Origin of the sequence: Acetobacter persici (assembly GCF_018256955.1) — a bacterium.
GTDB classification, from domain to species: domain Bacteria; phylum Pseudomonadota; class Alphaproteobacteria; order Acetobacterales; family Acetobacteraceae; genus Acetobacter; species Acetobacter persici.
Genome location: NZ_JAERKU010000004.1, coordinates 63,426 through 87,150 on the forward strand (window position 1 = coordinate 63,426; position 23,725 = coordinate 87,150).

18 protein-coding genes and 1 pseudogene are annotated in these 23,725 nt (G+C 58.9%); 11 read left to right on the forward strand and 8 right to left on the reverse strand.

Annotated features, from left to right (window positions below; translation table 11 throughout):
• Positions 1–12: 12 nt before the first annotated feature.
• Both JK199_RS06815 and acnA read right to left on the reverse strand, forming a co-directional pair.
• Positions 13–759, reverse strand: a complete 747-nt coding sequence (locus tag JK199_RS06815) for an amino acid ABC transporter ATP-binding protein (protein WP_077930643.1) — start codon at positions 757–759, stop codon at positions 13–15.
• 82 nt (positions 760–841) lie between these two features.
• The gene (acnA, locus tag JK199_RS06820) at positions 842–3,535 is read right to left on the reverse strand and encodes an aconitate hydratase AcnA (RefSeq protein ID WP_086655812.1); all 2,694 of its coding nucleotides are present in this window, start codon (positions 3,533–3,535) and stop codon (positions 842–844) included.
• A gap of 63 nt (positions 3,536–3,598) precedes the next feature.
• Between acnA and JK199_RS06825 the strand changes: the two genes are divergently transcribed.
• From JK199_RS06825 to ccmB, 3 genes and pseudogenes are all read left to right on the forward strand, one after another.
• The gene (locus tag JK199_RS06825) at positions 3,599–3,748 is read left to right on the forward strand and encodes a hypothetical protein (RefSeq protein ID WP_157762970.1); all 150 of its coding nucleotides are present in this window, start codon (positions 3,599–3,601) and stop codon (positions 3,746–3,748) included.
• Positions 3,749–3,801: 53 nt separating this feature from the next.
• Positions 3,802–4,455 (forward strand): annotated as a pseudogene (gene ccmA, locus JK199_RS06830) (heme ABC exporter ATP-binding protein CcmA); the annotation flags it as partial.
• Positions 4,452–5,120, forward strand: coding sequence for a heme exporter protein CcmB (gene ccmB / locus JK199_RS06835; protein ID WP_077930646.1), 669 nt, complete (start codon positions 4,452–4,454; stop codon positions 5,118–5,120). The pseudogene ccmA and the gene ccmB, both read left to right, overlap by 4 nt.
• Before the next feature lie 125 nt (positions 5,121–5,245).
• Here ccmB and JK199_RS06840 read toward each other — a convergent pair whose 3' ends face one another.
• Positions 5,246–6,292 carry an aldo/keto reductase gene (locus tag JK199_RS06840; RefSeq protein ID WP_212374760.1) on the reverse strand — a complete coding sequence of 349 codons (1,047 nt, stop codon included), beginning with the start codon at positions 6,290–6,292 and terminating at the stop codon, positions 5,246–5,248.
• Between the two features lie 277 nt (positions 6,293–6,569).
• Here JK199_RS06840 and JK199_RS06845 point away from each other — a divergent pair, with 277 nt between their 5' ends.
• Positions 6,570–7,445 (forward strand): sulfurtransferase, encoded by an 876-nt coding sequence (locus JK199_RS06845; RefSeq protein ID WP_212374762.1) that lies wholly within the window; start codon positions 6,570–6,572, stop codon positions 7,443–7,445.
• A 69-nt stretch (positions 7,446–7,514) separates the two neighbouring features.
• Here the strand turns inward: JK199_RS06845 and JK199_RS06850 are convergent, their stop codons facing one another.
• Together JK199_RS06850 and JK199_RS06855 are read right to left on the reverse strand one after the other, a co-directional pair.
• Entirely contained in the window at positions 7,515–8,231 is a 717-nt protein-coding gene (locus JK199_RS06850; RefSeq protein WP_099050344.1) for a YfdX family protein, read from the reverse strand.
• Positions 8,232–8,401: 170 nt separating this feature from the next.
• Positions 8,402–9,532 carry a type III PLP-dependent enzyme gene (locus JK199_RS06855; protein ID WP_077931731.1) on the reverse strand — a complete coding sequence of 377 codons (1,131 nt, stop codon included), beginning with the start codon at positions 9,530–9,532 and terminating at the stop codon, positions 8,402–8,404.
• 394 nt (positions 9,533–9,926) lie between these two features.
• Here JK199_RS06855 and JK199_RS06860 point away from each other — a divergent pair, with 394 nt between their 5' ends.
• Positions 9,927–10,913, forward strand: a complete 987-nt coding sequence (locus tag JK199_RS06860) for a YihY/virulence factor BrkB family protein (RefSeq protein ID WP_086655817.1) — start codon at positions 9,927–9,929, stop codon at positions 10,911–10,913.
• Between the two features lie 107 nt (positions 10,914–11,020).
• On the opposite strand, the gene JK199_RS06865 is transcribed toward JK199_RS06860, so the two are convergent.
• Positions 11,021–11,641: a septal ring lytic transglycosylase RlpA family protein gene (locus JK199_RS06865; protein ID WP_086655839.1), complete on the reverse strand. Its 621-nt coding sequence runs from the start codon at positions 11,639–11,641 to the stop codon at positions 11,021–11,023.
• A gap of 267 nt (positions 11,642–11,908) precedes the next feature.
• On the opposite strand from JK199_RS06865, the gene aroQ reads away from it, so the two are divergent.
• From aroQ to JK199_RS06885, 4 genes are all read left to right on the forward strand, one after another.
• Entirely contained in the window at positions 11,909–12,364 is a 456-nt protein-coding gene (gene aroQ, locus JK199_RS06870) for a type II 3-dehydroquinate dehydratase (RefSeq protein ID WP_025829366.1), read from the forward strand.
• Positions 12,361–12,828, forward strand: coding sequence for an acetyl-CoA carboxylase biotin carboxyl carrier protein (gene accB / locus JK199_RS06875; RefSeq protein ID WP_212374764.1), 468 nt, complete (start codon positions 12,361–12,363; stop codon positions 12,826–12,828). The genes aroQ and accB overlap by 4 nt, the downstream gene beginning before the upstream one ends.
• On the forward strand, positions 12,828–14,171 hold the full coding sequence (gene accC / locus JK199_RS06880) for an acetyl-CoA carboxylase biotin carboxylase subunit (RefSeq protein ID WP_025825993.1): 1,344 nt from the start codon (positions 12,828–12,830) through the stop codon (positions 14,169–14,171). The genes accB and accC overlap by 1 nt, the downstream gene beginning before the upstream one ends.
• Positions 14,172–14,326: 155 nt before the next feature.
• Positions 14,327–15,118, forward strand: coding sequence for an acetoin reductase (locus tag JK199_RS06885; protein WP_212374766.1), 792 nt, complete (start codon positions 14,327–14,329; stop codon positions 15,116–15,118).
• Positions 15,119–15,211: 93 nt separating this feature from the next.
• Here the strand turns inward: JK199_RS06885 and JK199_RS06890 are convergent, their stop codons facing one another.
• A complete protein-coding gene (locus tag JK199_RS06890; RefSeq protein ID WP_086655821.1) occupies positions 15,212–16,702 on the reverse strand; it encodes a sugar porter family MFS transporter in 1,491 nt (496 codons plus the stop codon).
• Positions 16,703–17,171: 469 nt separating this feature from the next.
• On the opposite strand from JK199_RS06890, the gene thiC reads away from it, so the two are divergent.
• The gene (gene thiC, locus JK199_RS06895; protein ID WP_025825985.1) at positions 17,172–19,046 is read left to right on the forward strand and encodes a phosphomethylpyrimidine synthase ThiC; all 1,875 of its coding nucleotides are present in this window, start codon (positions 17,172–17,174) and stop codon (positions 19,044–19,046) included.
• Between the two features lie 127 nt (positions 19,047–19,173).
• Positions 19,174–20,820, forward strand: coding sequence for a dihydroxyacetone kinase subunit DhaK (locus JK199_RS06900; RefSeq protein ID WP_212374768.1), 1,647 nt, complete (start codon positions 19,174–19,176; stop codon positions 20,818–20,820).
• A gap of 198 nt (positions 20,821–21,018) precedes the next feature.
• Here the strand turns inward: JK199_RS06900 and JK199_RS06905 are convergent, their stop codons facing one another.
• The gene (locus tag JK199_RS06905; protein WP_408742354.1) at positions 21,019–23,445 is read right to left on the reverse strand and encodes a TonB-dependent receptor plug domain-containing protein; all 2,427 of its coding nucleotides are present in this window, start codon (positions 23,443–23,445) and stop codon (positions 21,019–21,021) included.
• Positions 23,446–23,725: the final 280 nt, after the last annotated feature.

The window sequence follows — 23,725 nt, forward strand, 5'->3', positions numbered from 1 at the left end:
ACATGCCGTGCTTCACAAAACAGTCCTCAAAAAACGCCGGGTCCGGTCATCTGCCGGATTCACACACAGGATTTCCGGCGGCCCGGATTCAATAATGTGGCCGCCATCCATGTAAACGATTGTATCTGAGGCCACCTGCGCAAACCGCATATCATGCGTGACAATAATCTGCGTCATGCCTTCATCATCCAGCGTGCGCATCACGCCCAGCACTTCCTCCGCCACAATGGGGTCCAGAGCCGAAGTCGGTTCGTCATACAGCATGATCTCGGGCCGCATGGCCAGCGCCCGCGCAATGGCGGCGCGCTGCTGCTGCCCGCCAGAAAGAGAAACAGGGTAACGCTGCGCCACACGGCCCAGCCCGACCTTTTCCAGCAACGCCATCGCCTCATCCCGCTCAGCCGGTCCCGTCTCGCCCTTCACAACACGCGGGGCAAGCAGAACGTTATCAAGCACGCTCAGATGCGGAAAAAGATTAAAGTTTTGAAAAACCATCCCGACATGGGTGCGGAGCCGGTGCGCAACGTGCTCATCCGCACGGCGCCAGGGTCCGCCATCCCGGGCAATGGTCACACCCATGGCGTTAATGGTGCCACGGTCCGGAATTTCCAGAAAATTCAGACAGCGCAGAAATGTTGATTTCCCACACCCTGAAGGGCCGATGATGGAGACAAGTTCCCCCTTGCGCACCTGAAGGGATACGCCCCCCAGAATAGCACCGTCCCCAAAGCTTTTGTGAATATCCTGTGCATCCAGCACAACAGGTTCATTTTCAAGGCAAAAAGCCGGCCCGGAGTTATCCGGGCCGGCGTTCTGATGTTCCGGTGGAACAAGAAAATCGTCAGGCAGCTTTGGTCATCCCACGCAACACATACTGGAGAATGCCACCATGCCGGTAATACTCAACTTCGTCCAGTGTATCGACGCGGCACAGAAGCGGCACATCCTGCGTAGACCCGTCAGCCCGTGTGATGGTCATGGTCACATCCATCCGCGGGGTGATTTTTTCCAGACCTTTGATGGTGATGATTTCATCACCCTTCAGCTTAAGGGTCTGGCGGGTTGTGCCTTCCTTGAACAGCAGAGGCAGGACGCCCATGCCCACAAGGTTGGAACGGTGGATACGTTCAAAGCTCTCCGCGATCACGGCCTTGATGCCCAGCAACAAGGTGCCTTTCGCGGCCCAGTCACGGGAGGACCCCATGCCGTATTCCTTACCGCCGAACACAACCAGAGGGGTGCCCTCTTTCTTGTATTCCATCGCGACATCGTAAATGGAGCCTTCCTTGCCATCCGGGAAGTGCTTGGACAGCCCCCCTTCGGTACCGGGAAGCATCTCATTCTTGATACGGATGTTGGCGAAGGTGCCACGCACCATCACACGGTCATTCCCGCGGCGTGAGCCGTAGGAGTTGAAGTCCCGCGGTTCCACACCATGCTCGATCAGATAACGGCCTGCCGGAGAATCCTTCTTGATGGCACCGGCGGGTGAGATGTGATCGGTCGTGATGTTATCACCCAGAACAGCAAGGATACGGGCGTTTTCAATGCCGCCACGTGCTGCCGGTTCCGGCGTGATATCCTTGAAGTACGGGGGGTCCTGCACGTAGGTGGAGTTCGGGTCCCACTTGTAGGTTTCAGACCCTGTGGCCACCTTCAGGTCCTGCCACTCCTTCGTGCCTTTAGACACGTTCTTGTAGCGGTTGATGAACTCTTCACGGTTGATGGAAGACCCGATCAGATCCGCGATTTCCTTGTTGGAAGGCCAGATATCTTTCAGATAAACCGGCTTGCCATCCTTGGACGTGCCCAGCGGCTCGGTCGTGATATCTTTCCGCATGGTGCCCAGCAGAGAATAGGCAACCACCAGCGGCGGGCTGGCCAGATAGTTGGCGCGCACGTTGGGAGAAATACGGCCTTCAAAGTTACGGTTACCAGACAGAACAGAAACGGCCACAAGGTCGTTGTTCTCAATGGCGTCCACAATATGGGACGGCAGCGGGCCAGAGTTCCCGATACAGGTGGTGCAGCCGTAGCCCACGGTGTTGAAGCCCATGGCATCCAGATCTTCAGACAGCTTGGAGCGGTCCAGATAATCCGTCACCACCTGAGAGCCGGGCGCCAGAGAGGTCTTCACCCACGGTTTCGGCGTCAGGCCCAGTGCGCGGGCCTTGCGGGCCACAAGCCCTGCGGCAATCAGCACGGCCGGGTTGGACGTGTTGGTGCAGGAGGTGATGGCGGCAATGACGATATCACCCTGACCAATTTCATAATTGGTCCCGGCGACCGGCACTTTCTTGTTTGCGTCGTTTGCCGGAACACCCAGTGAAGAGGTCAGTTCTTTTTCAAACGCGGTTTTGGCTTCCTTCAGCACCACGCGGTCCTGCGGGCGTTTGGGGCCGGAGATGGACGGCACAACCGTGGACAGATCCAGTTCCAGAACATCCGTAAAGACGGGTTCCGGCGTGTCGGATGTACGGAACATATCCTGCGCGCGCAGGTATTCTTCCGTCAGTTTGATGCGGTGTTCGTCACGGCCGGTTTCACGCAGGAAGTCCAGTGTGAGTGTATCAACCGGGAAGAAGCCGCAGGTTGCGCCATATTCCGGAGCCATGTTGGCGATGGTTGCGCGGTCAGCCACCGGCAGGTGGTCCAGAGCCGGGCCAAAGAACTCAACAAACTTGCCCACAACGCCCTTTTTACGGAGCATCTGCGTAACCGTCAGCACCAGATCGGTTGCAGTCGCGCCTTCCGGCAGCTTCCCCGTCAGACGGAAGCCGATCACGTCCGGCACCAGCATGGCAATCGGCTGGCCCAGCATGGCGGCTTCAGCCTCAATCCCGCCAACACCCCAGCCCAGAACGCCCAGACCGTTGATCATGGTCGTGTGGCTGTCCGTGCCATACAGGGAGTCCGGATAAACGTAGTCTTTGCCATCCACATTGGCGGTCCAGGCAACCTGCGCGATATATTCGAGGTTCACCTGATGGCAGATCCCCGTATCCGGCGGGACAACCGAGAAGTTTTCAAACGCTTCCTGCCCCCAGCGCAGGAACGCATAACGCTCACCATTGCGCTCGAATTCCAGCGTGATGTTTTTCTGCAGCGCATCCTGTGAGCCGTAGACGTCCACCATCACGGAATGGTCAATCACCAGATCGACCGGCACCAGCGGGTTCACCTTCTGCGGGTTGCCGTTCAGCTTCACAATCCCGTCGCGCATGGCGGCCAGATCGACCACAGCCGGCACGCCGGTAAAGTCCTGCATGAGAATGCGGGAAGGCTTGAACGGCACTTCCTTGGTGCTGCTTCCCTGCGGCAGCCAGCCTGCAATCGCCTTGGCGTCATCCACGTTGTAGGAATGACCATCTTCAAAGCGCAGCACATTTTCCAGCAGCACTTTCAGCGAAACAGGCAGACGGCTGATATCGCCAATGGTCTTTGCCGCTTCGGGAATGGAAAAATAATGGTAGGTCTTGCCATCAACCGAGAGCGTGCGACCTGTCTTGAGTGAATCGTGCCCAACCGTCTTCATAGTAACCCTTCTCCCCGATCACAGCCCATGGCTGGTGATACGTTCCGGAGCCGGCACGCCGCCATGTGCGGCGTTTTGCACTCACCCGGTCTTCCGGGCGGCCGGCTTGATATCCCGATGACGGTAGAACATACCGGCAGTCTGGCGCTGCACAAGCGGGCAGGCGACCACGAAAACGCGAACACCCCGGCTTTGGCGGTGTTTAACTGGTAACAATAAGGAGAAGTCCCATCTCCGAGCTTTTTTCCGAGTCCTTTCCCAGGCTGGTTGCTGAGTCTCTGTCAGTTTTCCGGGGGGATCGTCTGGTGCTGGATGATGTCAGCTTAACGCTGGACCCTGGCGGCGCGCTGTTGCTGACCGGCCCTAACGGCGCAGGCAAGTCCACTCTGCTGCGTGTTCTCGCGGGTTTGCGGCGCCCGGATGGCGGCGCTCTGCTGTGGGATGGCGCGCCTGTCACGCAGGACCGGACGGCGCATGCAGCCCGCGTGGCGTATCTGGGGCATCAGGATGCCCTCAAGCCCAGCCTGACCGTGCAGGAAAATCTGGCGCTGTTTGCCCGCGCTGGCGGTGGAGAGATGGACGCGGCGCTGAAAGCCGTTGACCTTCTGCACCTGTCCACCTTGCCCGCCCGCCTGCTGTCCGCCGGGCAGAAGCGCCGCACGGCGCTGGCCCGTGTGCTACTGGCGCAGGCCCCGCTCTGGCTGCTGGATGAACCGAGCCTCGGGCTGGACGCCGCCGCCGTAGACCTGCTGGGGGACGCCATTGCCGCCCACCGCGCGCAGGGCGGCCTTGTTGTGGCGACAACCCATGTCCCTCTGCCCTTAGGAGAAGTCAGCCATCTGGCCCTGCCCGGCATGCCAGACCAGAGCCGGGGCTGGTGGGGTGCGGAAGAGACCAGTCTGGCGGGAGACGCAGCATGATGGAGCTCTTTTGTGCCGTTGTCCTCCGGGACCTGCGGCTGGCCCTGCGCCACGGCGCGGACACGCTGGGCGCGGTTCTCTTCTTTATTTTAACAGGTACACTGTTTCCGCTTGCTCTTGGCCCCTCGCCCGAACTGCTGCGCCACATGGCGCCCGGCATTATCTGGGTCTGCGCCCTGCTGGCCGCCCTGCTACCGCTGGACCGCCTGTTTGGCGCTGAACTGGAAGACGGATCACTTGATCAGCTTCTGCTGCTGGGTCTGCCACCCTCTCTGGTCGCGCTCGCCAAAATTACCGCACACTGGCTGACCACCGGTGTACCCTTGCTGCTGGCCGCCGTGCCGCTGGCTATTATGCTTGGCCTGCCCACCGCCACGCTGCCTATTTTACTGGCGGGTCTGCTGCTGGGGTCGATGGTCCTCTCTCTTATAGGGGGCATGGGGGCCTCAATTGTGCTGGGGGCCAGACGCGGCGGTGTTCTTCTGCCCCTGCTGGTGCTGCCACTTATCACGCCAGCCCTGATTTTTGGGGCCGCAGCGATTGACGCCGCCCGCACCGGCCTGCCCTGGGCTCCGGATCTTGAACTGCTGGGCGCGTTCCTGGCCGCCGCCATTCCCCTCTGCCCACTGGCCGCCGGGGCAGGCCTGCGGGCGGCGGTGGAATAACGCCGCTCTCTCAAGACGCCTTAGCAAGGCCATACCGCGCCAGATATCTGGCGGGTGTGGCTTTGCGCGGCGTTCAGTCAGGACTTTATCCGCCGACACGCTCCAGCACTTTTTGCCCTGTTATTTTACGGAGCCGGGTTGGAATGGACCTGATGAATCGCGTTGATTTTAGCCTCCAGCTCCGGCGTGATCTGGACCGTGACGGATGTTAGCGCCGTCATCAGTTGCTCCACGCTGGTCGCCCCGATGATATTGGACGTCACAAACGGGCGCGACGTCACAAACGCCAGTGCAAACTGCACCGGGTCGATCCCTTCTTCTCGCGCAAGGGTCAGATAGGCTTCCACGGCCACATCCACACCCGGTTTTTCATAACGCTGGCCACGGTTGAACAACGTCGTCCGTGCACCGGCAGGTCGCGCGCCGTTCAGATATTTTCCCGTGAGATAACCCTGCGCTAGCGGAGAATAGGCCAGCAGGCTGACTTTCTCCCGCAATGCCATTTCCGCCAGTCCAATTTCAAATGTTCTGTTGATCAGATTATAAGCATTCTGAATCGAGGCAACACGCGGTGCGCCCTCTTTTGCGCAGGCAAGGGATTTTGCAACACCCCATGCGGTTTCGTTTGAAAGACCAACATGACGGATTTTCCCTTCCGCCACCAGATCCCCCAGTACGCCCAGCGTTTCGTCCAGCGGCACTTCATCCGCGTCTGAAACCGTTGTGAAAGTTGTTCCACCCTCGCCAAACAAACCGATTTTGCGATCCGGCCAGTGCAGTTGGTACAAATCCAGATAATCCGTCCCCAGCCGTTTCAAAGAGCGCTCCAGCGCGTAACGGATCTGGCGCGGCGTCAGGCGCACTTCCTCTCCGTCAGGCCTGAACCACGGGGACTGACTCCGGCCAACCACCTTGCTGGCCAGAACAATTTTATCGCGCGCCCCACGCGCCTTCAGCCAGCTCCCGATAATTGTTTCCGTCGCGCCATATGTCTCGGCGCGCGGCGGAATGGAATAAAGCTCGGCGGTATCAATAAAATTGACGCCATGCTCCAGAGCCAGATCAAGCTGGGCATGCCCTTCTGCTTCTGTATTCTGCTGCCCAAATGTCATGGTGCCCAGACAGAGTTCACTGACCAGAATGCCGGTACGGCCAAGCTCACGATACTGCATGACTGAGTTCCTTCAGAATGTTTGCAGAAAATTATACCGCGAAAATCAGAAACATCCCAGCACACAGAACAATAAACAAAAATTTCACATTAAAAGCCACTTCGTATCCTGAAAAAATATTGTTAATTCCTCAAACACACTATGGACGAACGCAGAATTTTCAGGACGCCTGAGAGCATCCTGCCTGCCTCATAACGGCACCGCATACAGGCCCTCTACAGGGACCCCATGGAGACTGATAAAAGCCCAGACATTCAACCAGATGTGGAGACCATGAATGTCCGGTACTGTTCTTTTTTCCCCCAAACAGGTTCAGGAGCTTATCTCCACAGGCAATGTTGTGTTTATTGACGTGCGAGACAGCAAGGATTTTGAGGCAGGCCATCTGCCCGGCGCTGTGAATATGCCGGATATCTTTACCTATCTTGCAGAAACAACAGAAGACGGGCTGAAAACCCTTCAGGAAAAATTTGTAGCCCTGTTCTCTGAATATGGTCTCGATGGCAAGAAAACCGCGATTATTTACGAGGATGCGCTACATACGCGGTACGGCGGATCATGCCGTGGCTACTGGATTTTGCGTTACCTGGGCTACCCCAATGTTGGTATTCTTGATGGTGGCCTGATGGCATGGAAACAGGCTGGCGGCGACCTGACAACGGAAAATACCCGACCAGAGCGCTCGATTTTTCCGGCCGCTCTTCAGAATAGCCTGATGGCAACCTATCAGGATGTGCTGCATGCGCTGACAGACCCCACCGTCCGCCTGCTGGATAATCGTGACAAAGTGGAATGGCTGGCAGAAAGCTCATCCCCGTACGGCGTGGATTTTGCCCCACGGAAAGGCCGTATTCCCGGAGCCGTGTGGATCGAATGGTATGAGTTCATGAAAGTCTCTGACGGGCAGGCGTCTTTTCGCTCTCCTGAAGAAACGCTTACCCTTGCCGCATCCCGTGGCCTGAAACCTGATGATGATATCATCATTTATTGCTTCAAAGGCGCACGTGCCGCCAATACCTATGTTGCCCTTTCTCAGGCCGGTTTCAAAAAACTGCGGATTTATATGGGGTCATGGAACGAATGGTCCCGTAATCCCGCACTACCAATTGAGGACGGCACCCCAAAAGCAGCCGCCCCGTTCCTGAAACAGTAAATAAAAAAGCCCCCGGCTGCCACAAAGCAACCGGGGGCCAGCCACAGGCTCTCAATGGTGAGCTATGGCTTATTTTGCCTGAGATGTGGCCGGGGCCTGCTGCGGCACAGCCTGCACATTGACTGACGCATAGCGCACCGCGTTCTGCGCATCCCGCAGGGCTTCACTGGCCTTATAAGGGTTCCCTTTAAGGACCTTTGCAGCGCGGGACACATCTTTGCGGGTCTGCTCAAGTGGAACCGCAGCGATAATATAATCCGCATCAATGCCGGAGACTTTCAGCACCTCTCCGGCCCGTGCCGTATTACCTGCCCGCAGATGGCGATTGGCGGCTGCAACCGCCGCGTTTTTTTCGGGAGACGGCTCAATTGCCTCGTCCAGCACAAGCTCTCCATCAATCGGCAACCATGCTACCGGCGTGCTGCTGGCAGACGCCGTGTGAGCAGGCTGTGCGGCTTTTGTTTTGGCGGGTTGCAGGTCTGTTTCCGCTTTCTGGAAGGCTGTATTGTCTACGCGGGCGCGTTCCAGCGCTGTACTGGCGTCTGTAATCAGCCGCCCCGCTGTTTCCAGATCCCCGTCAAAAATAGCCTGACGCGCCAGACCGATATCTTCAAAAGCCGTGCCGCCATCCACAGAGAGGCGTCCAAAATCCTGCGCGGCAGCATCTGCTACAGCAGGTGAAGCCGCTGGGGCGGGTGTTGCGGAACTGGTGGTCTGTGCAAACCCTGCTCCGGCAGGGGCCGCAGAGGCCAGAAGAGCCGCCAGCATCAGTCCTGTTTTTTTCATGAAATCTCTCCAGATCCGTCATAAAAGTTCGGGAGAGTGTTGAGCCAGATCAGTCCATCTGCAAAGGCAGGCCCGCACAGGGCTGGGCTGCCGTTGTGTCTAATCCGGGCGGAAGAGGCATAAAACAAGGGGAGCAGGCCCTGAAAGGCCTGCTCCCCTGTCAAAACATATCAGATATAATGTTCGGTCAGTGGCTGAAAGCCATTGAACCGGGTGGAGCAATAGGTCGAGACGTAAGCGCCCGTCGCTTCCAGATCCACCTGTTCCCCAGCTTCCAGCGCCAGAGGCAGCTCATAGGCTGTCTTTTCATACATGATATCCGCACCATCACAGGTCGGGCCGGCAATAGCGACGGGGCCTGTGGGGCCGCCATCCCGTGCCGTGCGAATGGCGTAGCGAATGGCTTCACCTTCCGTTTCTGCCAGACCACCAAAACGGCCGATATCCAGATAGACCCAGCGCGGGCCGTTTTCCCGCCCACGGCGGCTGACCAGCACCACTTCTGACCGCACAACCCCGGCCTCACCCACAATAAAGCGGCCCGGCTCCACCAGCATTTCCGGCAGGGCATTGCCGAAATGGGTGGTCATGGCGTGGCTGATCGCCTGCGCGAAATGGTCAATTTCCGGCACATCCGCACGATAACGGACCGGGAAACCACCACCCAGATTCACCATACGCAGGTCCAGCCCTGCTGCACTGAGGTCTGTAAACAGGGCGGCCACACGGGCAATCGCCACCTCATACGCATCAGAAGACAGTTGCTGGCTGCCGACATGGAAGGACAGACCATACGGGTCCAGCCCCAGCTCACGCGCCAGAAGCATCAGCTCCCGTGCGGAGTCGAGCGTCGTGCCGAACTTGCGGGACAGCGGCCATTCCGCGCCGTCATTATCCACCAGCAGGCGGCAATACACGCGGGACCCGGGGGCATGCGCCGCCAGCTTTTCCAGCTCTTCCCGGCAGTCAAACACAAACATCCGCACCCCGGCCTCATAAGCGGCCCGGATGGCAGAGACTTTTTTGACTGTATTGCCAAAGGAAATGGCATCCGGCGCCGCACCGGCTTCCAGACAGAGAGACACTTCCTCCCAGGAGGCGGCATCAAAGCAGGACCCAAGCCCTACCAGTCTGTTCAGAATCGGCATGGCCGGATTCGCCTTGACGGCATAATATACCCGCGCATGCGGCAGAGCGCTTGTCAGGGCATGATAACGCGCCTCAACCTGATCGACATCGACGACGAGGCAAGGCGTTGCTGGCTTTTGCTCAGCGAAAAAACGGGCGATTTTGGGATTCATCCCACCCATTCCCCCAATATAAGGCTCCATCGCTTTTGATAAATACGCGAGGAGGAGTTGCGAAACGGTCTAACGGACCAGCGACCAAAGAAGGGCTCCTAAAAAACGGAAACCCAGATTGCCAGAACGCTTGACGTCGTTGCGTAACCTCAGAGGGCCAGTGGCACGTGCGTTGCTGCGTAGGGGGGTGCATATGAGGCCAGAACGCCACAAGCGCAAGTCAAAAAAAGGACAGTTTTAAAAAAACATGGAAAACAGGCCTGAGGGGCTATAAAACCGGGCTTCATTCGGTTTCTTCACGTCTGCACAGCCTTCTGAACATTGCAGAACCCCCGTTCTCTTCCGTGAAGGGAACCGCCCGTTACAGCACACCAAAAAGGATGCTTTATAAACGATGCAGGTTCTCTGTGATCCAGCCGCTCCGCGTCCGCATGATCAGGCCCCCGCACAGGGGCAGACCACAGACGCCTCAGCCCATAACCCGACTTTCTCGCGCCCTTCCGCCCTGCGGTGGCGGGACTGGAAAGCCATTTTTACGCTGACGTTCAAAAGCCTGATTTCCGGCCCGACCACCCTCGTGGCCGCAGGCTGCGCTTTTTATACCACCCTGTCCCTTTTCCCGGCCATCAGTTCCCTGATTTCCATCTACGGGCTGGCGTTTGATGTGCAGACAGTCACCCCTCAGCTGGAAGTCCTGCGGAATTTACTGCCACCGGGAGCCTATGCTCTGATTTATGACCGGATTCAGACACTGGTGGCCGAGCCACACAGCTCTCTGACCGTCACCCTCGTGATCTCGCTCAGCGTGGCGCTGTGGTCTGCCTCCGCGGCCACAAAATCGATTCTGGCAGCCCTGAACATTGCTTACAACACGCAGGAAAACCGTAACTTCTTTGTGTTTCAGCTGACAGCGCTGGCCATGACACTGTCCGCCGTGCTGGGTGCGGCCCTCACACTGGCGCTGATGGTGGCACTCCCGCTCCTGCTTAATCTGCCAGCCTGGCTGAACATCCCCACCCCGCCCGGCTCCATCGAGTTTCTGGCCCAGTGGAGCGGCCCGGTGATTATGTTCACCTTCCAGATTCTGGCCATGTCCGCGCTTTATCGTTTCGGGCCGGACCGCAAGACGCCGGGCCTATGGCGATGGGTTATTCCGGGGGCGCTTTTTGCCACCATTACATGGGTTATCGTGGCGTTCGGCTTCTCTTATTACGTGGCGCACATTGCCAGTTATAACGCCACCTACGGGCCTCTGGGGGCTGTCATTGCCATTATGATGTGGTTCTTCGTCAGCGCATGGGTTGTGCTGATGGGTGCGGAACTCAATGCCGAGATGGAAATCTACGCCCGGGGCGAACGCCGCAAGCCGCTGACCTTCTGATTTTCCCCATAATCCCGCATGCATCCTTGCGGGACGGGCGCACAAAAAAGGCCGGTGCAGGAGCATCCTGACCGGCCTTTTTCTCTCTTTTCGGTGCGTCGCCGGGTTTAGTGGCGGGCTGATCTCGCGCGGGAACGGTGCAGAACACGCACACCGGACTGCGGCTGCGCCGCATCCATCTGCAGGGCACCGGAATCGAGGGATTCGCTGCCATCCTGCGGAGCAGACGCCACTTCAATCGGGGCGGTTTCAATTTTCACGTGGGCCACGCCAGCGCCGAGCATGCCAATGCGTGCGGCAGCGGCCTGTGACAGATCAATAATGCGGTTATGGCTGTAAGGACCACGGTCATTCACCGTTACCACAACGGAGCGGCCAGTCTCTTCAGACGTCACGAGCAGTTTGCTGCCCAGAGGCGCGGTCGGGTGGGCTGCGGTCAGGCTGGCCTTGTTAAAAGCCGCGCCAGAGGACGTGCGGCGGTTATGGAAACGGCCGCCATACCAGCTTGCCATGCCTTTCTGGAAATGGTGTGCGTGCGCGGAGTGTCCGGCTCCCGGGGCGTCAAACGTGGGGTCCTGCTGCTCACGCGCGGCCAGAGCGCGCTGAACGGAGTCGGCCCATGAGGTTGTCCCCTGTGGTCCTTGAGCTGCGGCTTTCGCTGCCGCTCCAGAGGCCATGGAGGCCATAACAAACACACTTCCCAGAAGTGCCCGGCGCAGGGCTGACATCCGCTTGTTTACTCCGTTTTCCGTTTCACCCGGCCAGTAAAGCCGGGACACAGCACAAAAAGCAACCGCTTTCTGCCTGCTGAAACCTTTTGACTCTCCCCCTGCATGCCCGGCCCAAATGGCAAAAACGTGGCACCCGCGCCCCCATTCCGCCCCAACAGACACACGCCCGCAGAAACAGAAGGCACGTTTTTACGCAGGATTAAGAGGTCTCGGGCATCTCTTCTCTTGGATGCTGTCCGGCATCGTGCTACGGCCCGGAACACTATGGAAAGACCCCTCATCGCTGTGTTTAACGGCCCGAACCTGAATATGCTTGGCCAGCGCCAGCCGGAAATTTATGGCCGCGCCACGCTGGATGATGTGGAGCAGATCTGCATCCAGACAGCCGACAAGCTGGATCTGGCAATCGACTTCCGTCAGACGAACATTGAAGGGGAGCTGATTTCCTGGGTGCAGGAATGCCGCAAGCGTGCGCGCGGCATCATCATCAACCCGGCGGGATACAGCCACACCTCCGTGGCGTTGCTGGATGCCCTGCTGGCCACGGACCTGCCCGTGATTGAGGTGCATATCTCCAACATTCACCGTCGTGAACCGTTCCGTCACATGTCTTATGTGTCCCGCGCCGCCGTTGGCGTGATATGTGGGCTAGGCGTGGCGGGGTATTCTCTGGCATTGCAGGCAATGACAGATCTTATTCTAGATGAGGATGACCAATGAGCGGATTGCTCGTGGACGCAGATGCCATTCGGGCATTGGCCGAAATTCTGACCGACACCGGACTGACTGAAATTGAGGTCTCGGAGAAAGACAGCCGCATCCGGGTGGCCCGCGCCCCCGCAACGGTGCAGGCTGTGGCACCCGCGGCTGTTGCCGCGGCCCCTGCTCCGGCAGCCGTCGCAGCACCTGCCGCCCCCGTGGCCGCAGCCCCGGCTGACCTCTCCCGCCATCCCGGCGCGGTCAACAGCCCGATGGTTGGTGTGGCGTATCTCACGCCTGACCCCTCCTCTCCCCCGTTTGTCAGCGAAGGGCAGATTGTCAGCGCTGGCCAGACCCTGCTGCTGATTGAAGCGATGAAAACCTTCAACCAGATCAAAGCCCCCAAAGCCGGCACGGTGAAAACCCTGCTCGTCACCTCAGGTGACCCGGTGGAATTTGGCCAGCCGCTCGCCATTATCGAGTGATGTTTTCCAAAATCCTCATCGCCAATCGCGGCGAGATTGCCCTTCGTGTCCTGCGCGCCTGCCGGGAACTGGGCATCAAAACCGTAGCGGTTCATTCCACAGCGGATGAAGACGCCATGCATGTGCGTCTGGCGGATGAAGCCGTGTGTATCGGGCCGCCTGCTGCGCGGGAGTCCTACCTGAACGTCGCGGCCATTCTGTCCGCCGCGACCATTACCGGCGCGGAAGCCATCCACCCCGGCTATGGCTTTCTGTCTGAAAACGCCGATTTTGCGGAAACGGTGGAAGCCCACGGTCTGGCCTTTATCGGCCCCACGGCGGAGCATATTCGCATGATGGGCGATAAAATTACCGCCAAGACCACCATGGAAATGCTGGGTGTGCCGCTGGTCCCCGGGTCCGATGGGGAGCTGAAAAGTCTGGATGAAGCCCGTGCCGTTGCGGAACAGGTCGGATATCCGGTGCTGATCAAGGCAACCGCAGGCGGTGGCGGACGCGGCATGAAAGTCGCGCGGGATGCCAGCGAAATTGAGGAAGCCTGGAGCGTGGCCCGCACGGAAGCCCGCACGGCCTTCGGCAATGATGCGGTCTATCTGGAAAAATACCTCGATAAGCCCCGGCATATCGAACTCCAGATTCTGGGCGATAACTACGGCAACGTGGTGCATTTCGGGGAGCGTGACTGCTCCCTTCAGCGCCGCCACCAGAAGCTGCTGGAAGAAGCCGGGTCCCCGGCCATTACAGCAGAGCAGCGCGACACCATTGGCAAAACGGTGACGGACGCCCTTTCCAAAATGGGCTACCGCAACGCCGGCACGCTGGAGTTCCTGTATCAGGACGGGCAGTTCTGCTTCATTGAGATGAACACCCGCCTGCAGGTGGAACATCCGGTGACGGAAATGGTGTGTGATGTTGATCTGGTCCGTGAGCAGATCCGCATCGCGGCAGGGGAAAAGCTGGGCTACACGCAGTCTGACGTGACCTTCTCCGGCCATGCCATTGAATGCCGTATCAATGCGGAAGACCCGGATACCTTCGCCCCGTGCCCTGGCACTGTGGCGGTGTATCACGCACCGGGTGGTCTGGGTGTGCGCATCGATAGCGCGCTCTATACCGGCTACAAGGTGCCGCCGTATTACGACAGCATGATTGCCAAGGTCATTGTCCACGCCCCGACACGGGCGGAGGCCATTGCCCGCATGCACCGTGCGCTGGATGAATTTGTGGTGGAAGGGATTAAAACCGTTATCCCGCTGCACCGCCGCATTCTGGCTGATCCTGAGTTCCAGAAAGGGGATTATACCATCCACTGGCTGGAACAGTTTACCGCGCGCCCGCACTAAAAGGGCACGCCTCCCCCGGCCGGAGCCTCGCCTTGCGGGTGCCTCTGGCCGGGGTCACAACCCCGTGACATCTTCCCTCTGCACTTGTCCAAACCCGCTGGCTTTTCCAGCGTTGAGGACAGCGCAATACGCGCTTTGAGGAGGAAGATCACGCCATGTCTTTTTCAGAAAAACTGGCCGGGAAAACCGCCATTGTCACCGGGGCCGCGCAGGGAATCGGGCGCGGCATCGCCCTGCGTCTGGCCCGCGACGGAGCCTCTGTCGTTCTGACAGACCTCAAGAAAGACAAGCTTGAGGCTGTTGCTGCGGAAATTGAGGCCCTTGGGGGCAAAACGCTTATCCAGACCGCTGATATCAGCCAGCGCGACGAGGTCTTTGCCGTCGTGCAGGAAGCCGGCAAGGCGTTTGGCCATGTCGATATCATGATCAACAATGCCGGGATCGCGCATGTGGGTGCGGTTGTGGATGCAACGGCTGAGGATGTGGAAACCATTTTCCGCATCAACGTGCAGGGCACGCTATGGGGCATTCAGGCTGCGGCCAAAGCGTTCAAAGCCCAGAAAAGCAAAGGCAAAATTATCAATGCCTGCTCCATTGCCGGGCATGAGGGCTACGCGTTTCTGGGGATTTATTCCGCCACCAAATTTGCCGTCCGGGCGCTGACGCAGGCGGCAGCGAAGGAACTGGCGTCCTCCGGCATTACCGTCAACGCGTATTGTCCGGGCGTTGTGGGCACAGATATGTGGACGGAAATTGACCGCCGCATGGCGGAAGCCACAGGGGCCGAAATTGGGGCAACCTACAAAAAATATGTGGAGGGCATTGCGCTGGGCCGGGTTGAAACACCGGACGATGTGGCAGGGTTTGTGTCCTACCTTGCAAGTGTTGATGCGGATTACATGACGGGTCAGTCCGTCATGATTGATGGCGGGCTGGTTTTCCGCTGAGAGGCCACTCTCGCCCAACAAGAACAAGAACCGGGCAAAAAGAAAGGCCCCCGCAGGAGCCTTTCTTCCGGTCTTTACTCAGACCACTACGCTTCAGGCAGCAGACGTGGCCTGAACAGCGTCTTCATTCTCTTCTTCATCGTAGGAGCGGATGCGCGGGTCCTGCCCCACACGCGGCCTGAATTCGCCACGGCGCAGAGCGGTCTCGATATCCTCCAGCGTTGCCCCCGCCGTTTCCGGCACAAGGAAGTAGACAAACAGCACAGAGGCCAGATTGACCCCGGCATAAATCCACATGGTGCCGCCCAGCGTGACAATCTGCACCAGTGTCAGCGCCGTTGAGGTCACCAGCAGATCGGCCCCCCACAGCACAGCGGCATGCACGCTGGTTGCGGCTGCACGCATGGGCAACGGGAACAGCTCAGCCCCCAGCAGCCAGCCCACAACCTGAATACCACCGGCATTAAACATCATGAACAGCAGCAGGAACGCGATAATCGCCCAGCTCCCGACGCTGCCTTTGTCCGGATGGATGGCAAACATAATGCCCAGCCCGATCAGGCTAAGGACAGACCCCGGCCCCATGATCAGCACCAGACGGCGGCGGCCAATGCGGTCCACAAAAATGCAGCCCAGCAGGGTCATGACCAGATAGACGATGGAAATCCCAAGGCTGGCCAGCAGCGCTGCGGAATTACCAAACCCGGCATCCGACAGGAAGGTCGGTGCGTAGTAAATCATCATCTCCAGACCACCGGCCTGCGTGAAGAAGGCAATGCCCAGAGCCGCGATCACCGCCGGGCGGGCCCATGGCAGCATCAGACCTTTCCAGCCGCGCTCATCTTCATCAATATCCGAGGCATTTTCATGAATTTCCCGGATTTCCCGACGGATGGCCTTACGGGAACTGCGCACGCGGCTGAGATGCTCAACAGCGGATTCCAGCCCTTCATTTTCCGCGGCCCAGCGCGGGCTTTTGGGCAGGAAGAACATGCACACAAAGACAAATGCTGCAGGCAGAGCCGCAACGGAAATCATCGGGCGCCAGCCCCAGGCTTCCCGCATGGTAAACCCGACGAGGTTTGCAAGGAAAATACCAACACCAATGGCGACGTTAAACATAGTGACCAGATTGCCGCGCTTGCTGGCAGGGGCCAGTTCCGAGATGTAAGTTGGCACCACCTGCGTGGCACCGCCTACGGCAAGCCCCAGAAAAACACGGGCAATAATCAGAGAGGTGACATCCGGTGCGCGGGAACAGGCGACTGCGCCAAGCACAAACACACCTGTGACAATCATCACCGAATTACGCCGGCCAAACCGTTCCGACAGCCATGAGACGCACAACGCCCCTACAACCGCCCCGACCAGAATGGCGGAGGTCACCAGTTCTTCCTGACCGGAAGTTAAGTGAAAATCTTTTGTAATAAGAAGAAGAGCGCCGGAAATAATACCCGTATCATACCCGTAAAGACCGCCACATATGGCAGCAACAAGTGCAGCTATCCATAAGACACGGTGGGCATGAGGGGAGATTTCGACGTTCGCGATTGCTTCCTGAGCTTTGGTTCTTTCTGCTTGCATGCCTTCTTAATACCACACTTTTGCAACGGTTGCATGAAAAATGACATTTTTTTATTCTTTTGCGGCAAATCAGGTCTTTTGACGCCCCTTTCAGACAGGGAAATTTCCAGCTTCTGACAGCACCCGCCTTCAACGCGGCATGCGGCCGTTCGTGCCCGGCAAAACGCGTTATCACACCCAGTTTTTCCCGCCTGTTTTTTCTTGACAGAGCGGCCCTGAACGCTATCTGCTCCAGAACATAGACCAAGGGGGGTTCCGACAAGGAACTGAGAGTCCACTATGTCCCGCAGGGGACAATGCGTGGTGACCCTGCCACCAGAGGCATACTGCACTGGTGGGGAACCTGATCCGGATCATACCGGCGGAGGGACTGGTGCCAGAAGATGCTGCTGCTGAAGGTCCGTACACCGCACCCCACGTAGCCGCCCCGCTTCCGGCCTCTGTCCTCCTCTGGGCAGAGGAGAACGCTGTGACCCAAACTGAAACCACCAGAACAGCCCCGCAGGCTGTCACCGGAAACCCGAAACCTGCCAACACGGCCGCACCCGCCCCCGGGCAGGTGACAACCGGCCCCATTCGCGGCTCCAGAAAAGTCTATTCCAGCCCGGAAGGCCGCCCCGATATCCGCGTGCCGTTCCGTGAAATCCTGCTGGACCCGTCCGCCAATGAGCCCCCTCTGCGCGTGTACGATACCTCCGGCCCCTACACGGACAGTGGGGCTGAGATTGACGTACGCGCCGGTCTGCCCAAGCCCCGTGCGGCATGGCTTGCACAGCGCGCTCTGGTTCAGGCCACGCCGCGTGCTGTCAAACCGGAAGATAACGGTGGCGCACAGGGCGAGCAGCTTGTAGCCCCCTGTCCGGCCCCGCATACCGTGCTGCAAGGTCAGGCGGGCACGCCCGTTACGCAGTATGAATTTGCAAAAGCCGGGATCATCACGGAAGAGATGATTTACGTAGCGCACCGCGAAAATCTGGGCCGCCTGAAAGCGGCGGAAGAGGCCGCTGCCCGGCTTGAAGACGGAAATTCCTTTGGTGCCGCCATCCCGTCCTTCGTGACGCCGGAATTTGTGCGGGAAGAAATTGCCCGTGGCCGCGCCATTATTCCCGCAAACATCAACCACCCGGAACTTGAGCCGGTGATTATTGGCCGTAACTTTCTTGTGAAAGTAAACGCCAATATCGGCAACTCTGCGGTCACCTCCTCCGCAGCGGAAGAAGTGGAAAAGCTGGTCTGGTCCATCCGCTGGGGTGCTGACACGGTGATGGACCTGTCCACCGGCCGCAACATCCATAATATCCGGGACTGGATCCTGCGGAACTCCCCCACGCCGATTGGCACCGTGCCGCTGTATCAGGCGCTGGAAAAAGTGGGCGGGGATGTCAGCAAACTGAGCTGGGAAATCTTCCGCGATACGCTGATTGAACAGGCCGAGCAGGGTGTGGACTACTTCACCATCCATGCCGGTGTGCGCCTCCAGCATGTGCCGCTGACGGCAAAACGCGTGACCGGCATTGTCTCCCGTGGCGGCTCCATCATGGCAAGCTGGTGCCTGAACGGCCACCGCGAGAGCTTCCTGTATGAGCATTTTGAAGAGATCTGCGACATCATGCGCACGTATGATGTCTCCTTCTCTCTGGGGGATGGCCTGCGCCCCGGCAGCATTGCCGACGCCAATGACGCCGCCCAGTTTGCCGAGCTGGAAACGCTGGGAGAACTGACGCAGATTGCATGGGCCAAAGGTTGTCAGGTGATGATCGAAGGGCCGGGCCATGTGCCCATGCACAAGATCAAGGAGAACATGGACAAGCAGCTGCGTGACTGTGGCGAAGCCCCGTTCTACACGCTTGGCCCGCTGACCACGGATATTGCACCGGGGTATGACCATATTACCTCAGCCATTGGCGCAGCCATGATCGGCTGGTTTGGCACCGCCATGCTCTGCTACGTCACCCCCAAAGAGCATCTCGGCCTGCCTGATCGCAATGATGTGAAAACTGGCGTGATCACCTACCGCATTGCCGCCCACGCGGCCGACCTTGCCAAAGGCCACCCGGCGGCAAAACTGCGGGATGATGCGCTGAGCCGTGCGCGCTTCTCCTTCCGCTGGCAGGATCAGTTCAATCTTTCGCTCGATCCGGATACGGCCTGTGCCTATCACGATGAAACGATGCCGAAGGAAGCGCATAAATCCGCGCATTTCTGCTCGATGTGCGGCCCCAAATTCTGCTCCATGCGGATCAGTCAGGATCTGAAGGAAGATGCCGCCCGCATGGCCGGTATTGAGCAGAAAAATGAAGAATTCCGCAAAGCAGGCGGAAACGTCTACGTTCCTGCGGAATAAGGATGATCCGCGAGCTCCCTTTGCAGAAGATGCAGAGGGAGCCCGCGCCCCTGACCTTTCCAAAAATCCCTGAGGGGTTACACTTTCGGTTCTCGCTATACAGCGCAACAACAGGACCAGAGTGTTTATGAAGCGTTTTTTCAACTCCCGCGAAACTCTTGTAACGGACTCTCTGGATGGTCTGTTGCGCTCCTCCATGGGGCAGCATCTGTGCCGACTGGACGGATATCCTGATATTCGCGTTGTGCTGAGAAAAGACCGCAATCCTGACCATGTTGCTGTCATTTCCGGCGGGGGTGCCGGGCATGAACCAACCCATGCCGGGTTTGTGGGCGCTGGCATGCTGGATGCGGCTGTCTGCGGCTCTCTTTTTGCCTCCCCCAGTGTGGACGCTATTCTGGCTGGGATTCTGGCGGTTACCGGCAAGGCGGGCTGCCTGCTGGTAATTAAAAGCTATACCGGGGACCGCCTGAATTTTGCGCTGGCTGCCGAGCAGGCGCGCAGCATGGGTTATCAGGTGGAAACCGTTGTGGTGGGGGATGATATCGCCCTGCCGGACAACCGCTTTGCCCGGGGTCTTGCGGGCACCGTTCTGGTGCATAAAATTGCAGGCTATGCCGCCAGTCAGGGCGAATCTCTGGCCCGTGTGGCCGATCGCGCGCGTGCCGCCGCAGCGCAGATCTCCTCCATCGGCCTCTCCCTGACTGATTGTAATGCGTATGACCCGGCCCACACAACGCGCCTGACAGCAGAACAGGCCGAACTGGGTTTAGGCATCCACGGGGAGCCAGGAGCGCAGCAGATTGCGCTGGCGCAGGCTGATACCCTGATGGCGCAGGCAGCGGACACACTCGCAAAAGCCCTGCCCGCCAAAAATGCCTCCGGCACACAGGAACGCTACGGCATTCTGCTGAATATGCTCGGCAGCGTTCCTCCGATTGAAATGACGCTTCTGCTCAACGCATTTGCCAAAACTGATCTGGCCGGAAAAACGGATCTGATTATTGGCCCGGCCCCCATGATGACGGCGCTGGACATGAACGGCTTCTCCCTGACGGCTGTCCCTCTGTCTCCTGAGATTGTGGAAGCCCTGAGTGCTCCGGTGGAGCCCTGGGCATGGCCGGGTGCCACGCCATTTGCACCGCCGGTGGTGCGCCCCCTGCCCGCGCTGCCGGAAACATTCCGTTTCCCGGCGTCCTCCAACCCGGTGGTGGACGCTCTGATCCGGCACGCGGCGGAAACCCTGATCAGCAATGCGGAAGCCCTGAACGCGCTGGATGCACAGATCGGGGATGGTGATGCCGGGTCCACCTTTGCGGAAGGGGCGCAGGAAATCCTGAAAACGGTTGACCGTCTGCCTCTGCAAAACCCGCAGGCGCTGTTTGCCACTTTTGGAGCTATTCTCGCCCGGCATGCCGGTGGGTCCAGCGGTGTTCTGCTGTCCATCATGTTCTCTGCCGCCGGACGCAGCTCCGCCCCATGGGCCAGCGCTCTGGCAGAAGGCCTGACCGCCATGCAGCAGCATGGGGGCGCCAAACCGGGGGACCGCACCATGATTGATGCCCTGCATCCTGCCTTTACGGTTCTGGCCGCAGGCGGCACGCTGGCGGAGGTCGCACAGGCCGCGCGGGAGGGGGCAGATGCCACCAGACGCATGACGCACGCCAATGCCGGGCGCGCCTCCTACGTGCCGGATGCAAAACTGGCCAACGTGCCCGACCCCGGCGCAGAAGCCATTGCGCGGATGTTTGAAGCACTGGCCAGCAAAAACTGAGCAGACTTCCGGCCCGAGCATAAAAAAAACGCCTGTGTGCAGGAGGGCTTCCCTCGCACACAGGCGTTTTTTATTAACCGCCATAAAATCAGGCTTTTTCAAACCATTCCGCCCGGAGCCACCCGTTAGCTTAGTAGGGCGGCTCCGGGCTGATCCCTGATCTGATCAGAGATTTTGTCCTGTTATCCTCCTGGACAATCAGAAATTGATATCCCCGCGCAGATAATAGAACCCGCCATTCATGCCGAGCTGAGACGTGCTCATGTAATATTGCGGGGCCCCGAGATAACGGTTGTTATCCGGCACGCGGCTTGGGCGGGCATCAAACAGGTTATTCCCCCCCAGTGTAAGCGCAAGCCGGGGATGCACGCGGTAGGTAACTTCCAGATTGGTGATAAACTTCGGTGTGTTATGGAACTCTCTGAACTGCGTGCTGGACAGGGAGCTGGTGTTGCCCGCACCCCCGTAATAGGTGAGCTGAGATGTGGTCTGGCCGTAACGGATTTCATGCACACCCACGGTCCATTTGCCGCTGGTAAAGCGTCCGCCAAAAATCATCTTGCTGCGCGGGTAGGCTGTGGTGAGATACGCAATGCTCTGCGCATTCAGCAGCGGGTTTCCGTCCGCATCAGTCCCCTGATGGGACAGACGGGTGCGGTTCAGGTTGATCGCCACATCCCAGTCAATACGCCCGATATCCCCAAGCTGGGTCGGGTAAGTTGCCGTAAGGTCCAGCCCCTGTGTGCGGGTGCTGGCAACATTGGCAAACCAGTGCGTGGACAGGGAAGACGCGGACCATGTATCCACATCACCCGGCAGGCCAAAGCCATTCATTTGCAGGGCTTTTTTTGCCTGCTCCCCGTAAACCTGCCCGCCGGGCATGATCTGATCCCGCAGGTTGATCTGATACACATCGACTGTCACATGCAGTTTGCGGAAGGGCTCCATGACAATCCCGCCGCTGACGTTGGTTGAGCGTTCCGGCTTGAGCGGGGACGCCCCGTTGGCCAGTGCGCCCGGAGAATTCACGCCAATCAGACCACGCGCTGCGGTGGGGGAAATCGCCAGGGCGCTGTAATATTCCTGCGCCAGTGTGGGTGCATGAAAACCGTTGGAAATCGTGGCACGGAACGCAAGGCGGGGAGAGACCTCATAGCGGGTGGACACCTTGCCGGTTTCGGTATCCCCCACATCGGTATAATGCTCGTAACGGCCAGCCAGATCCAGCTGCCAGTGGCGTGTCAGATGCGTGGAGACATCCACATATCCGGCCACAACATCCCGGTTGAAGTTGCCCGCATTCCCGGCATTGGTGCCTGCCATGGCGTCAGACCCGCTGCCATAGAGTGAATCCTCACTCCCGGTGCCAATGGAGTAGCTTTCATACCGGTAGGATGCCCCGCCCGCCACATTGATTTCATGCGGCCAGCCGGAGAATTTAAATTTGCGGGACAGATCGAAATTATTGCTCCACTGGGAGTTGTTAAAACCCTGCACGTCAAAACGGGTCGGTGTGCGGCCAGTATCTTTCTCAAGAGCCAGGTTTGCGGAATTGATGACCCCGATATCATCAAAATCCCGGCCATAGACTGTGGAAAGATCCCAGTTCCAGCCCCAGACTTTTCCTTTAACACCCGCCGTCAGCTCAAAATCATCTTCATCCAGCGTTTCCAGCGGGGAATAGCCCCACGGATAAATAGCGGCATAACCGGGATATTTGGCCAGAGAACTCGCCAGACGATAGTTCTGGTAAGATTCCGCATGCCGGTGGGCATAGGTGCCGGTGCCGTAAAGCTGGATACTGTCCGTCAGATCATACCCGGCTTTGATGGCAACGCTCTCACGCGTCTGTTCCGGCTGGCCCAGCACATAGTTGTTTTTCTGGCCGGTCCGGGCATCGGGCGCGCTGCGGAAGGTATGGTCCGTATGATAAAAATCACCACTCACATGCACAAAGCCACGGTTGCCGAGCTTTGCGCCGCCATCCAGATACACGCCCTGCTGAAAGCCATCCTTGGCGGCGGTAATGCCGGAGATGGATTCCGCGTGGAATCCATGATCCTGCTTTTTGAGGATGATATTCACCACCCCGGCCACGGCGTCTGACCCGTACTGGGCCGATGCGCCATCCCGCAGCACTTCCACATGGTCAATGGCGGCCATCGGGATCATGTCAATATCAACAGCTGTGGACCCCTGCTGCGGGCCGGGGTCAGCGTAGATGTTCGCGGTGGTGTGGCGGCGTTTTCCATCCACCAGCACCAGCGTTTCATTCGGGTTGAGGCCACGCAGGCTGATGGAATCCGTCAGCGCGCCACTATCAAACCCGCCTGTGGGCATGGTGAGCGAGGGCAGAAGCTGCGCCAGAGCTTCCCGCAGGTTGGGCTGTCCGGTCTGGCTGATCTGTTTGGCCGAGACGACATCAATGGGGGAAAGGCTCTCCCGCGCCTTGCGCCCGCCCGTCTCACGCGTGCCGGTGACAATTACAGATTCTTCACCCTCAGCAGCCACTGGAGCGGGGGCCGCGACAGCGTCGCGCAGAGCGCGCATCTGCCGGGGGGACGATGCGGCAGGTCCAGCTGCCGCAGATGCTGATGCCGGAACCACACTGGAGGCCGGGCGCACGGCGGCAGACAGCGCAGACGGCCCTGTGCCAGCATGGCGGGCCGCACCTGTCTGTGCAGCCGGTCTGGCCGCATGTTTTACAGCTTTGCCGGACTGTGTGCTTTCAGCCGCCAGAGCTTCCCCTCCGGCAAAACCGGAAAGCAGGGTCGCGGCCAGCAAAGCAGAAGAAAAGCCGCGTCCGCACACCGGTCCGCGTGCCTGCGCTGAACGGACCCGAATAACAGTTTCTGAGGAAAAACCTTTGCGCACGGCGGACGCTCCCAAACACACACTTAATAAA

What these genes read in the sequence shown, in the direction of transcription:
- JK199_RS06900 (WP_212374768.1), top strand. Translation starts at nt 19,174, where the DNA reads ATGAAGCGTTTTTTCAACTCCCGCGAAACTCTTGTAACGGACTCTCTG.
- ccmB (WP_077930646.1), top strand. Translation starts at nt 4,452, where the DNA reads ATGATGGAGCTCTTTTGTGCCGTTGTCCTCCGGGACCTGCGGCTGGCC.
- JK199_RS06885 (WP_212374766.1), top strand. Translation starts at nt 14,327, where the DNA reads ATGTCTTTTTCAGAAAAACTGGCCGGGAAAACCGCCATTGTCACCGGG.
- JK199_RS06840 (WP_212374760.1), bottom strand. Translation starts at nt 6,292, where the DNA reads ATGCAGTATCGTGAGCTTGGCCGTACCGGCATTCTGGTCAGTGAACTC.
- JK199_RS06850 (WP_099050344.1), bottom strand. Translation starts at nt 8,231, where the DNA reads ATGAAAAAAACAGGACTGATGCTGGCGGCTCTTCTGGCCTCTGCGGCC.
- accB (WP_212374764.1), top strand. Translation starts at nt 12,361, where the DNA reads ATGAGCGGATTGCTCGTGGACGCAGATGCCATTCGGGCATTGGCCGAA.
- accC (WP_025825993.1), top strand. Translation starts at nt 12,828, where the DNA reads ATGTTTTCCAAAATCCTCATCGCCAATCGCGGCGAGATTGCCCTTCGT.
- acnA (WP_086655812.1), bottom strand. Translation starts at nt 3,535, where the DNA reads ATGAAGACGGTTGGGCACGATTCACTCAAGACAGGTCGCACGCTCTCG.
- JK199_RS06825 (WP_157762970.1), top strand. Translation starts at nt 3,599, where the DNA reads ATGTGCGGCGTTTTGCACTCACCCGGTCTTCCGGGCGGCCGGCTTGAT.
- JK199_RS06860 (WP_086655817.1), top strand. Translation starts at nt 9,927, where the DNA reads ATGCAGGTTCTCTGTGATCCAGCCGCTCCGCGTCCGCATGATCAGGCC.
- JK199_RS06855 (WP_077931731.1), bottom strand. Translation starts at nt 9,532, where the DNA reads ATGAATCCCAAAATCGCCCGTTTTTTCGCTGAGCAAAAGCCAGCAACG.
- aroQ (WP_025829366.1), top strand. Translation starts at nt 11,909, where the DNA reads ATGGAAAGACCCCTCATCGCTGTGTTTAACGGCCCGAACCTGAATATG.
- JK199_RS06865 (WP_086655839.1), bottom strand. Translation starts at nt 11,641, where the DNA reads ATGTCAGCCCTGCGCCGGGCACTTCTGGGAAGTGTGTTTGTTATGGCC.
- JK199_RS06845 (WP_212374762.1), top strand. Translation starts at nt 6,570, where the DNA reads ATGTCCGGTACTGTTCTTTTTTCCCCCAAACAGGTTCAGGAGCTTATC.
- JK199_RS06890 (WP_086655821.1), bottom strand. Translation starts at nt 16,702, where the DNA reads ATGCAAGCAGAAAGAACCAAAGCTCAGGAAGCAATCGCGAACGTCGAA.